General features: G+C 53.4%; 8 protein-coding genes and 1 other RNA gene. 5 read left to right on the top strand and 4 right to left on the bottom strand.

Going from position 1 to position 12,145, the window contains the following annotated elements; genetic code table 11:
- Positions 1 to 85: a transfer-messenger RNA gene (gene ssrA, locus JW814_07135) on the bottom strand; the annotation flags it as partial.
- 275 nt (positions 86 to 360) lie between these two features.
- Here ssrA and JW814_07130 point away from each other — a divergent pair.
- Together JW814_07130 and JW814_07125 are read left to right on the top strand one after the other, a co-directional pair.
- Positions 361 to 3,099: a prolyl oligopeptidase family serine peptidase gene (locus JW814_07130; protein MBN2071216.1), complete on the top strand. Its 2,739-nt coding sequence runs from the start codon at positions 361 to 363 to the stop codon at positions 3,097 to 3,099.
- Between the two features lie 174 nt (positions 3,100 to 3,273).
- A complete protein-coding gene (locus tag JW814_07125; protein MBN2071215.1) occupies positions 3,274 to 3,420 on the top strand; it encodes a hypothetical protein in 147 nt (48 codons plus the stop codon).
- 55 nt (positions 3,421 to 3,475) lie between these two features.
- Here the strand turns inward: JW814_07125 and JW814_07120 are convergent, their stop codons facing one another.
- Positions 3,476 to 4,378, bottom strand: coding sequence for an HDOD domain-containing protein (locus JW814_07120; protein MBN2071214.1), 903 nt, complete (start codon positions 4,376 to 4,378; stop codon positions 3,476 to 3,478).
- A gap of 235 nt (positions 4,379 to 4,613) precedes the next feature.
- Between JW814_07120 and JW814_07115 the strand changes: the two genes are divergently transcribed.
- From JW814_07115 to JW814_07105, 3 genes are read left to right on the top strand one after another with little or no spacing between them, the layout of a single operon-like run.
- Positions 4,614 to 6,836 (top strand): glycosyltransferase, encoded by a 2,223-nt coding sequence (locus JW814_07115; protein ID MBN2071213.1) that lies wholly within the window; start codon positions 4,614 to 4,616, stop codon positions 6,834 to 6,836.
- A gap of 13 nt (positions 6,837 to 6,849) precedes the next feature.
- Positions 6,850 to 8,253 (top strand): hypothetical protein, encoded by a 1,404-nt coding sequence (locus JW814_07110; protein ID MBN2071212.1) that lies wholly within the window; start codon positions 6,850 to 6,852, stop codon positions 8,251 to 8,253.
- A gap of 3 nt (positions 8,254 to 8,256) precedes the next feature.
- Positions 8,257 to 8,691 (top strand): hypothetical protein, encoded by a 435-nt coding sequence (locus JW814_07105; GenBank protein MBN2071211.1) that lies wholly within the window; start codon positions 8,257 to 8,259, stop codon positions 8,689 to 8,691.
- 112 nt (positions 8,692 to 8,803) lie between these two features.
- Here JW814_07105 and JW814_07100 read toward each other — a convergent pair whose 3' ends face one another.
- Complete coding sequence (locus tag JW814_07100; GenBank protein MBN2071210.1) at positions 8,804 to 11,128, bottom strand: hypothetical protein; 2,325 nt, start codon at positions 11,126 to 11,128, stop codon at positions 8,804 to 8,806.
- A gap of 105 nt (positions 11,129 to 11,233) precedes the next feature.
- Entirely contained in the window at positions 11,234 to 11,908 is a 675-nt protein-coding gene (locus tag JW814_07095; protein MBN2071209.1) for an OmpA family protein, read from the bottom strand.
- Between the last annotated feature and the right edge of the window lie 237 nt (positions 11,909 to 12,145).

Here is a 12,145-nt window from a genome sequence, read left to right as displayed (position 1 = left end):
TGTTTTTCCACCTGATTTACGAGGGTGATGGCACCTCGGCACGCTTCTCCTGCTTCCTCTATCCCCGTCGAATCCATTCGCCCCCATCGGTTGAAGCACCATAAATATAGACTCCCGCCGCTGAAAAGTAAAGAAAAGGTATCGTCCGGCCGTTGCTTCCGGAAAAATCCGATCCCTTCACCGATCCGGAAACAGGGGCGCTTCAGCCGCGAAAAAGTAATCAGTTGAATAAAACAGGCTTTTCGATGTAATTTACTTGAAACTATCTGGCAGATACGACGTTATTAATGGGTACAGGATAAATCGTTGATCTTTTTTTGCCAGCTACACCTCAATCCATACCGCAAAGGAGGAACCTAGATGCGGAAAGTCCTTATGCTGATGTTGGCGATAAGCCTTCTTTCAGGAAATCTATTGGCGGAGAAGCTCAATTATCTCGACAAGCTTCCGCCGATAATCGACCGCGACGTCTTCTTCGGCGACCCGGAGATCGCCAGGGGACAGATATCGCCAGACGGCAGATTCATATCTTTCCTCAAGACCTACAAAGGCCAGCTCAATATCTGGGTAAAGAATTTCGACGAGCCGTTCGACGCGGCCCGCCCGATGAGCGCCGACACGACCCGCCCCGTCATCCGTTACGGATGGACCGAGGACGGCAAATACCTGTTCTATATCCAGGACAAGGGCGGAGATGAGAATTTCCACGCCTATGTCATCGACCCGACAGACAGGATAGATGAATCTCTCGGCGTCCCTCCCGCGAGGGACCTGACACCTATCGACGGCATCAGGGTCGCCCTCTACGCGTTTCCCAGGAAGACTCCCGATATCATCTACATCGGCCTCAACGACCGCGACGAAAGGTATCATGATCTCTACCGCCTGACGATCTCCACAGGCGAGCGCGAGTTGATCTGGGAAAATACGCAGGGACTGAACAGCTTCGTATTCGATCTCGACGGCAACCTCAGGCTCGCCTCGAAAGAGACCGACGATGGAGGAAACGAATACTTCCGCGTCGACGGCAAGGACCTCACTTCGGTCTATGTCACGACAAACGAGGAGTCCGCGGGGATCATTCGTTTCCACAAGGACGGGAAACGCGCCTACATGGCTACCAACAGAGGAGACGAGAACGATCTCAGCCGCCTTGTCCTCTTTGACCCGGAAACCGGCAAGGAGGAGCTTATAGAGACCGACCCTGAAAAAGAGGTCGATTTCGGCGGGACCCTCTTCTCTAACGTAACCGATGAATTGATCGCCACGACATATGAAGGAGACAGGCTCCGCATATACTGGAAAGATAAAAAGTTCGAAAAAGCTTACAAGCAGCTTAAAAAAGACCTTAAAAAAGAGATCGGTGACGGGGACCTCTTCCTCGGTTCATCGACATCGGACGATCGCTATTTCATCGTCGCGGTTACGAGCGATATCAACCCCGGAGTCGCTTATCTCTATGATATGGAAACGGGAAAGACCGAATTCCTTTACAGGCCCCGCCCGGATCTTCCAAGCGAGCACTTGGCGAAGATGCAGCCGATAAAGTACAAGACCCGCGACGGCCTCACGATTCACGGATATCTCACCGTTCCCAAGGGTGTCAAGGCGAAGAACCTTCCCGTAATCGTCAACCCGCACGGCGGTCCGTGGGCAAGGGACAGCTGGGGTTATAACCCCGAAGCCCAGTTCCTCGCCAACAGGGGATACGCCGTCTTCCAGATGAACTTCCGTTCATCGACCGGGTACGGCAAGGCCTTCTTCAACGCCGGCAAGAAAAAATGGGGCGATGAGATGCAGCACGACATCACCGACGGGGTGCAGTATCTTATCGACGAGGGAATAGCCGATCCTTCAAAGGTGGCGATCTACGGAGGATCGTACGGCGGTTACGCCACCCTCGCCGGCCTCGCGTTCACTCCCGATATCTATTGCTGCGGTGTGGATTATGTCGGCGTCTCGAATATCCTGACCCTTCTGAGCTCCATCCCGGCGTACTGGGAGACGGCGAGGAAGTTCTTCGACGAACATGTGGGAAATCCCGAGAACCCCGAGGATATAGAACGCCTAAAGAGGCAGTCGCCTCTCTTCTCCGCCGACAAGATCAAGGCTCCCCTGCTCGTAGTCCAGGGCGGAAACGATCCTCGCTGCAAGAAGCCCGAAGCGGAACAGATCGTCATCGCGATGCGCGACCTCGGCAGGGATGTCGAGTATCTCATGGCTGACGATGAGGGCCACGGTTTCCTCGGCAGGGAAAACAGAACCGCGTTCAGGGTGGCGCAGGAAAAGTTCTTCGCCAGACATATAGGCGGACGCTACCAGCCAGATGTCCCCGATGACATCCAGGAAAGCCTCGATGGAATGTGGGTGCCTGTGGAGACTGTCGAGCTTACCAAGCCTGAAAGCGGGCTTGAGGAAGCGAAAAAAGCTCCTCTTCCCAAGGTCGACCCCTCGATCATCAAACCGGTAAAACTTGCCTACAAAGCTGTCACACAGATGCAGGGACAGGACATCGAAATAGAGGAATCCATGGTTCTGTCGCAGGCAAAGTTCGGTGAGCGGAAAGTCTGGCGGATGGTGTCGGAGCAATCGAGCGCCGCCGGATCGGCTATAGATACGATGATGGTCGATGCCGAATCGCTTCTGCCCGTATATCGCGGCCTGAAACAGGGCCCGGTCGCCGTGACAGTGAATTATTCAGAAACGGCGATCGACGGCAGCATAAACATGGGCGGCCGCAAGATGCCTGTCAAGATGGAACTCGATGCTCCCGTCTTCGGAAGCGACGCCGCCTTGAACATGGCGATATCGGCTCTTCCACTCAAGACAGGGTACAAGGTCACCTTCAGGACCTTCGATCTGCTGAGCCAGTCGGTCAATCCATTCTCACTTGAAGTCACCGGCATAGAGAACGTCACAGTTCCAGCCGGTTCATTCGAGGCTTTCAAGGTAGAGGTCCGCAGGCTCGACGGCGAGCCCGGCGGAGGGACATATTATTTTGAGAACTCCGCTTCGAAACTGATGGTAAGATCGGTCACCCAGCTCCCCGCTATGGCTGGCGGCGGTACGGTCACGACCGAGTTGTCCGGCATCGAATAAATGCAGGACCGGGACCCAGTCAGGACTCCCGGCATGACCGCGAAACAGTCAAGCCCCCTCCGGCACCCGGCCGGCAGGGGGCTTGACCATAATAATCTTTTTCATAATTAATAGTTGACGCCTATAAACAATTTTTGCATACTACTCGCAAGGATTTCAACATGGAGGTTTAAAATGAAAGAATTCTATCTTTGCAGTGAGGGAAAGTGCTGTCCCAGGGTCGTCGTCGAGGAAGAGATCGTTGTTATCACCGACGATGATGGCGGACAGGTCAGGCTGACGAAAGAGGAGATCCGGATCCTTTCGGAAAAACTCAAGTAGTAGCCTTTCCTTTCAGTACTGAAAAAAAGCCGGGGGTATCAAACCCCGGCTTTTTTTATCCTCTCGCTGGGGAAGAAGCGCCGTTTGCCAGAGAGATCACGACCTCACTCTGCTCGGCCGCCTTCTGAATATGCGCGATCATCCCTTCGATAGTATCGCTCTCGAGCCCGAGCTCCTCCATGATCTCTGCCGGTATATCCGTAGAGATCTTCCCCGACCATCCATGAAAACCGTTCCTGTTGCAGACCTGGTTGGAAATATATATACAGAGCACAAGCCCCCTGTCCCGTCCGGAGACAGTGCCGCTCTGGTGATGGCGCGAAACGGCGGTGACGATCCTCTCCGGCAGCTTCCACTTGTCAAGGAACTTGCCCCCCACCTCGCCATGATCCATTTTAAGTTTCGCCATTTCTATCTCTTCCAGAAGGACCTGCCCGGAGGAGGCCTCATTCCAGATCTCCTTCGATATCTCGGGGAAAAACTGATCGATGACAAGCATCCCGATATCGTGAAGCAGGCCTGTCAGATAGGCTTCGTCCTCTTTTACGCCGAAAACGTGGGGAAGGCGCGTCGAGAGGTATTTGGAAGCGTTGGCGACGCAGATCGAGTGCTTCCAGAATAAATTATGGTCCTTTCGCTGTCCTGCTACGTTAAAACTCTGGATGGCCGCCATCACGGAGACAAGCCGACCGATATCTTTAAGACCTATCCTGATGACGGCATCAGCGACGGTCGATATCTGCGTTCCCGAGGATGAATAATACGCCGAATTGGCAAGCCTGAGAATATTGCTCGCTATGCTCGGATCATTGGAGATCAGATTGGCGATCGAGTCGGTGCTGACGTTCTCATCCTGCAGAGCTTTCTGCATTATCGCCAGTATCTCCGGGATCGTCGGCAGGTTTTTCGCCGTACGCAGGACTTCTCTGAGCATCCTTCTGAAGTGCAGAGTCTTCATAAAATCCTTTCATTTACGATAACCTCTTATCGGCAACAAATATAGCCGGGCTTTAGCAAAAAATCGGCTTTGTGTAAAATTAAATTGACTGGAAAGCGGTGATGCGCTGGACTCCATCACCGATTTTTTGGATAATTTCGGGGTGTAAGCGCCGATGTGCATGGATTTTGCTGTCATGCTGATTAATTCACATCTTTGATAAACACGCGTGAAACACTTACTTAGAAGAAAATGGATGAGAGCGATGAAATTTGAAGATTCCAATGCGGAGAGATTCCGCAGGATCATTGCCGTAATAGCAATGATCGTAACTGTCTACTATCTGTACTGGAGGGTCACCGAGACCCTTAATCCAAACGCCCTTGTCCTCGCCTGGGCGCTCTACGGGGCAGAAATATTCGCCGCGCTTGTGACCTTTTTGTTCTATTTCACGGTGTGGAAACCTGTCAGCAGGAGTTCGAAAGAACCCCTGGCAGGAAAAACTGTCGATGTTTTCATCCCGACACTGAATGAAGAGATGAGTGTCCTGAGAAAGACGCTTCTTGCCTGTAACGACATAAAATATCCTCACAGGACTGTCGTCCTCGATGACGGCGGCCGCGCCGAATTAAAAACGCTCTGTGCGGAACTAGATATCACCTACCTCGCCAGACCTGAACACGAAGACGCCAAGGCGGGGAACCTAAATTACGGGCTGAAACATTCGCAAGCGGAGTTTATCGCTGTCTTCGACGCCGATCATGTTCCTCTGCCGCACTTCATCGACGCGCTGATAGGTTACTTCGAGGATGAAAGACTCGCCTTCGCGCAGGCGCCGCAGGAATTCTACAATATCGATTCTTTCCAGCACCGGGTCGACGCGGGTAAGAAATATATCTGGGCCGAGCAGAATCTCTTCTATTCCATCATCCAGCCGGGAAGGGACCGGTGGAACGCCGCCTATTTCGTCGGCAGCTGCGCCCTGATGAGAAGAAAAGCGCTTGATGATATCGGAGGTTTCGGCCGCAAGTCGGTCACCGAGGATATGCTGACGTCGATCAAGCTTCACGCGAAGGGTTGGTCTTCTGTATACCATAACGAACACCTCGCCTACGGCATCGCCGCCGAGACGATCCTTCCGTTCCATATTCAGAGGGTCCGCTGGGGACTCGGAGGATGGCAGGTATTTTTCAAAAAGAACCCGCTCTTTATCAGAGGACTCAGCTTCTCCCAGCGGCTCTGCTACCTGGCAAGCCTGATATATCCCTTCGAAGGATTTCAGAAACTTGTCTTCTACGTGATCCCCCCGATAACTCTCTTCACCGGGATCCTGCCGATGAGAGCGATGGATATCAACTATCTCCTTCATTTCGTCCCGTACTACGCAATATCTCTATTCGCGTTCAACGAGATGGGGCGCGGATTCGGCGGAGTGCTGATGCTTGAGGAATTCAGCATGGGCAAGTTCGTCACTTATATGAAGACCCTCGGCGTCTTCTTCCTTCCGAAACGTTCGCGGCAGTTCAAGGTCACGCCGAAAGGAGTCAAGTCGCTTGCTCCATACCGGCTGATGGCGCCGCAGGTCACCGTCATCGTGGTCAGCATAATCGCCATCGTCTGGGCCCTGGTACAGCTCGTATTTCAGCTCAGGAGCGATGAATTCATAATCGCCGTCAACTCCCTCTGGGCTCTTTATAACACCGGCCTCGGAATAGCGATCGTCCAGTACGCCAGGCAGAAACTGTTCCAGCGGCGCAGCGATTTCAGGATCCCCGATTCGGTCCCCGTGCTGTACAGGCTGGAAAACAGTGATAACCTCAGGCTAGCCGTTGCCAACAACCTCACGAAGGAAGGTCTTTCGCTCCTTTCGGTCGGTCAGATACCGGAGGGAAGCGCCCTCAAACTGGAGATCATCCTCCCGGGAAAGATGATAAAGGTAAATGGCAGGTCTGTTCACAATGAGAAAGTGACCGCCGGTGAAAGAGAACTCTGCCGCAGCGGCTTTATCTTTTCCGATGTATCGGTCGAAAAACAGGATGAGCTCTCCAGGTACCTCTATGAGTCGGCCGTCGTAAAGTTCCTGGCGGAATACTCGACGAGATACGAGACGTACCTTGAAAAGAGTTTCAGCAGACCCCGTGAATACAGAAAACGGGCCGGCAGATCATTGGCTTATCTCCCCGTTCTGATCCCCGAGAGAAACGGAGGATCGTCGTTCGGGGTGATCAAGGATATATCCACGAGCGGCTATCTCCTGGCATCCCAGCGCGCTTTCGACGCCGGTGAAGAGATCACCGTCGTCACGGTGCTTGGGACAGATACGATCTCTCTCAAGGGAAAGGTCGCAAGGGCCATAAGCAACGAGTCGGACGACTACCCTCTATTCCTCGCCGGCATCGACCTCTCGGAATCTCCGACGGGGGATATCGACGATGTTCTCGGCGTGGCCGAAAAAGCGGAAAAGCTGATCAGGATATGAAAGATCTGAAGATATGCTGAAAGACAAGAAGAATCTCATATGGATCATCCTCCTCTACGGCCTGGTAGTGACTGTCGTCAATATCGACTTTACCGCCGTATTCGTCGATGAGGCTTTCCATATCAATATGGGGCACCAGTTTCTCTCGGGAGATCCCTGCCCGGGATGCCCCTTCGCCACCGGTTCGGTACTGATCCACCCGGTGATAGTATCTATCGCCGATTCGATGGGCGGCTTGCGCGGGGCGAGAGGGTTGAACATCCTTCTCGGGCTGGCCCTGGTCTTCTGCATATATGTCACAGGCGCGAGGATGTTCAACGTAAAGACAGGCCTTATAGCGGCCTCTCTCTTCCTCTTCTCGGGACAGACCGCGTACCTGATGAAACTGGCCACGTACGACATGACAGCGGCTTTCCTTCTCGGATGCGGCTTCATGCTCGTAGTATTATCGATGGAATCAGGCCGCGGGACAAGTAGCTGCCTGATCCTTCTGTCGGGATCTATCGTTCTTTTCCTCGCCGCCGTGACTAAATACCTTATTCCCGTTTTCATCCCGCCGATCCTTATATATGTATGGTACAGGAAGGGTTTCGCGAGGACCCTGTTATGGGCTGCGATACCGATGCTTGTCCTTGCCGCTCTCTTTTATTTCTTCGCACCTTTCGCTCCCCGCGCTGAGGTGATCGGACAGATCAGGGACGTACAGACAGGGTCCCACGTATCTTTTATCAGGATGGCCGACTGGACCTTCCGGTGGATATCGCTTGCCTGGCTTCTGTCTGTCTTCGGGTTCTTTCATGAAAAACATGGAAAGACCGCTATCGTACTTTTTATCCTCTCCCTGCCGATCATACTTGTCCATCTCGTCACGAGGGCCGAACAGTCCGTTAACAAGAATGTCATCTATTCGCTCATCTTCCTCGCTCCATCGGCCGCTCTCGGCGTCGACAGGATCGGGAGCATGTTTTCGATGAGAAGCACAAGCAAGGCCCTCAGGCATTTCTTCACCGTCGCCGTGATCATAGTCTTCTGGACATACGGCATCTACAACCTCAGGTGGCTTGAAAGACAGTATCCCGACGTCCGCCCGATGATCGATTTTTTCGATCGCGAGGGATTCAACGGGATGAAGGTGGTAATGAACGGATGGGACAGCGACATCTATATCTATTCCCTCGGATCGAAATACCCCGACGCGGAATATATACATATAACCGAAGCGTTCAGGACTGATGATTCAGGCAGTATGACGGCGATCGACGTGGATTTTGTTGTCTGCGAAGACAATTATTACGGAAAGATGAATCCTTGCTCGGATTATCACGATTTTATAAAAGACGATTACAGGCAGCTCGAACATTTTCTTTTCGAGCTTTCATGGGGACGTACTGACACGAGGATCTTTGGAAGGAGATAGATCATGAGAAGATTTTTAAGCTTTGTGGCCCTGGCCCTTATACTTTCCAGCCTCGCCCCCCGGACGGCCGGGGCGATAGAAGGATACCGCGGTTCCACGTGGGGAGACCTCAGGTGGGATCTGCCCAGGGAATACGACAGCAACCTCCTGCTCAGAGGCTGGATAAAACAGGGGATCGACTGGAAGAGGTGGGGAGAGAATACCACGCTCAACACGTACGCGACCCTTCGCTACACTGTCGACACGGAAAAGATCGACTGGAACAATTCGATCGAACCTGGCGTCGGCATCTCGATCGAATCGTACAACCCGGCCGGGCTGGCGACGACCTTCGGATGCGAGTATATCTGGGAAAACAGGTTCCTCGACTCGGAATGGTCCGACCAGAAATTCGTAGTATATATCGGATGGTACGGTTTCTGGGACCTGAAGAAATAGAAGCTTTCCCGACGTAATGCTCCGGAATACGGCGGCGCTGAATATATATCGGCGCCGCCTTTTCGCGTCCTCTCTGGAAAAGATCCCGTGGCGCCGCGCGGCCTCTCGGCGCTCATCCGCCTTTGATAATGAAGACCCGCCCCGATAGAAAATCGCTTATCCATAGCGATCCGTCGACGGAAACAACGCCTTTAGTGAGAGAATAGACCGCGTCTCCGAACTGTCCTCTCATGAAGAATGAGACGTTCCCCGTGTCGAACCGCGTATCGCCATAGGGATAACTGAACTTATGAAGAAGGGTAAATTTTTCCTTTTCGGGATCGAAGATGTTGACGAAAAGAGTTTTTTCACCGTACGTCGTGACGACCAGCTGTCCGTTCCACTCGAAGATATTATCGGCGAACCCTTTGCCCGGGATCTTCCATATCTTCCCGTTCTTTTTCACTTCTCGAAGGTCGTTGTCGAGATGATCGATGACGTAGGGGACTCCCCGGCAGAAAGCGAGACGAAGGGGAGTCGTCCCCGCCTTGATCGTTGAGACCGAAAGGTCCTCCTTCGCTACGACGGTGATATCTCCCGAATCGAAATTGGCGATGTAAATATTATTCTCATCGAATACAAGGTCTGTCGAAGCGAGACCCGCCTCTGCCCTGCCGGTGAGCTTTCCGTTTTCAGGATCGATCACCTGCAATACCGAAAGCTCCTGATCGGTCTCTCCCGTTTTGACAAGATACAGCCTGTCCGCGGCCTTATCGTACCTGAGCACCCTCTGGGTCGTCTCCCTTTCGACCTCCTCGCCGAGCCTTATTCGCTTCCCCGGTTCGAAGAGCCTTATCTGATCTTCCAGGACTCCGAGAAACTGCTCCTCCCGGCCCCAATTATTCTGCGTGAAATAGAGCTTTCCATTCCTCCCTGTCACCATCTGCTGCGCCTGGCGGGCGATACGCCTGTCATAATACCCCAGGTCATCTGCGTCGATGGTCAGTATGCCGTTTCGAGCGTCCCATATATAGACCGTAGGCCAGTATGACTGGTGCGGTCCGTAGGAAAGATAGATATCACCCTCAGGGCTGTGGACCGCGGCGATAGGGAAATCGTAAGGCAGTTGTTGAAGCTCGAAAGAACCGTCCGGCCAGACCTCGGCCATTTGATCCTCGTTGTTGAAAACGATAAACGATCCACGCCCTGGCATCTCGATCAGATCTACCGGAGCCCATCCGGCATAGATCTTCCCCATCGTCCCGTCGCCTGGATCGAGCCAGGAGATCGCCGCCCCAAAGGTGCCGTTCACCGCGCTGGCTCCCCTTGGAAAATAGATGATGTTTTCGACGGGGTCGAATTCCATGGAGAACATATGCGGTATCAGGCCGGTCCCGGTGATCCTCCCGGTGAGCCTTCTCTTCTCCAGGTCGATCACGTCTATCTCGCTGAACGCCCAGCTGGCGACATACAGGATATCGTTTTCAAGATCGATCACCGCCGCGTCGTTCCCATAGGCGGGGATCATGATCTCCGCCAGCGGCACCTCTGCGCCGAACGACACGACATGGACCGAAGGATGATTGTCGTATGGAATATAGAGTTCGTTCCTCTTCGGGTTGTAAACGATACCGACCCCCTCGGTAAACCCTGGAAGGGGAATGATCACGTCAGCCCGGTCGTCTACGCCTATCCTCGCTGCCTCGATCACTTCCCTCTTCGCCGTCTCAGTGACTATGTACAGAGACCTCGTATCCTCATCGTACCCACCCAGATGCCACCTGCCTCCGCCGGAGAGGGAAAGCGGCCTCGAACCGATCTTCGCTCCAGTCCTTCCGTCGAACCGGAAGACAGCCGGATCGATCCCGTCCACGGCGATTATCTCTCCTGCCGGCCCGTCGGCGATGACCTTTCTCACCGGAGGAGGTGGAGTGGCGTTGAGATTTACGAGAGGTTCGCTCTTTTCAAGCCAGGGGAGCATCTTTATCTCTTTTCCAGAGGCGCCGCAGAACCCGATATCCTTGCTTTCCCTGCCGGCAAGAAAGACATTTCCCGTCCATTCATCGACGGCGATAGATTCATACTGAGCCGGAGTCCTGATCATCCTCGAAGACCTCATCTCGATATCGACGATATGAAAACAGTCGATGCCGATGAGATAGAGATTTCCCGATTGAGCGCTGATCGTCATCGACTCCGATTTCAGATGCTGGCAGGCGCGGCCCTCTATCGGAATATTGGTCATCCTGCCCGATGAGAGATCGATCACTGTCACCGATGAACTTAGCGTGTTGACCGAGATCAACCTGTGCCGGTGGTGATCGATCCGAAGAAGGACAGGCCCCGCGCCGTTGACCTCCTGCCCGACTTCGGCGAGAAAATCGACCTCGATGACGGTTTCTCCGGCGCTGATCTCGACGGCAAGCAACATGACGATCATCAGAATTATTTTTTTCATCGGCAGAATCTCCCGGCTTCTTTTCGGATCTACAAAAAACGGGGCCCAAGCCGCCAGGCTTCGCCCCGTCTCTACTTATCATACAGGCCCGGCTTCAGTTCCGGATCAACCCGTGGTCTTGTCCTCGGCGACTTTTTTAAGTTTATCGTTTGCCATGATCGCCAGCTCTACTCTCCTGTTGGCCCTGCGGCCCGCTTCGGTCTCGTTCGTCGCTACCGGCTGGATCTCTCCGTACCCTATCAATGTGAATCTCAGCGGATCGACCTGAACGGCGGCGAGCTGGGCCGCTACAGCCTCGGCCCTCTTGCGCGAAAGCTCCATGTTGTGTTCTTCCGATCCGGTGGCATCGGTATGGCCTTCGATGAGAATATTCGTGTCGCTGTATTTATTCAGGATCAGGGCGAGTTTTTCAAGCTCTGTCCTTGCCACCGGTTGAAGCGCCGCCTTGTCGACATCGAAGAGGATCCCTGAATCGAATGTGATCTTGATCCCCTCTCCCACTCTCTCCACCTTCGCTCCCTCTATATCCTTCTCTATCTCCGCCGCCTGCTTGTCCATATAATTTCCGATATACATCCCGGCTGCTCCGCCTATGGCTGCTCCGAGTATCGTCCCCATCGCCGTATTACCGGCTTTCTTTCCTATCGCCGCCCCTATTGCCGCTCCGGCAGCTGTCCCTATCGCCGTCCCCTTCTGGCTGCTCGTCCAATTGCATCCCGTGGCGCCAAACAGGCCAAAAACCAGCGAAACAACGAGAATCGACGCGGTCATTCTTCTCATGGATGATCCCTCCTTATCAATACATTCCCGATCCGCCCCTTTAATCACCCGGGCTGACATAAACAGGTTTCTCCTGTCCGACGGCCCTGGCGGGGGGTGATCGTGATTCTAGCAGCAAGGGGTATCAATTGACAGATTTTTTTGATCGATGTGTGTCGAAATCAGATCGATCCAGTCTAACAGGTATACGGAGGCCTTCAAGACAGGCATCCGTTACGCGCCAATAAATCATTTTTT

It is taken from the genome of Candidatus Krumholzibacteriota bacterium, from assembly GCA_016932415.1.
In the GTDB taxonomy this organism is placed as follows: Bacteria; Krumholzibacteriota; Krumholzibacteriia; order Krumholzibacteriales; family Krumholzibacteriaceae; genus Krumholzibacterium.
This window is presented reverse-complemented; position numbering and strand designations above follow the sequence as displayed.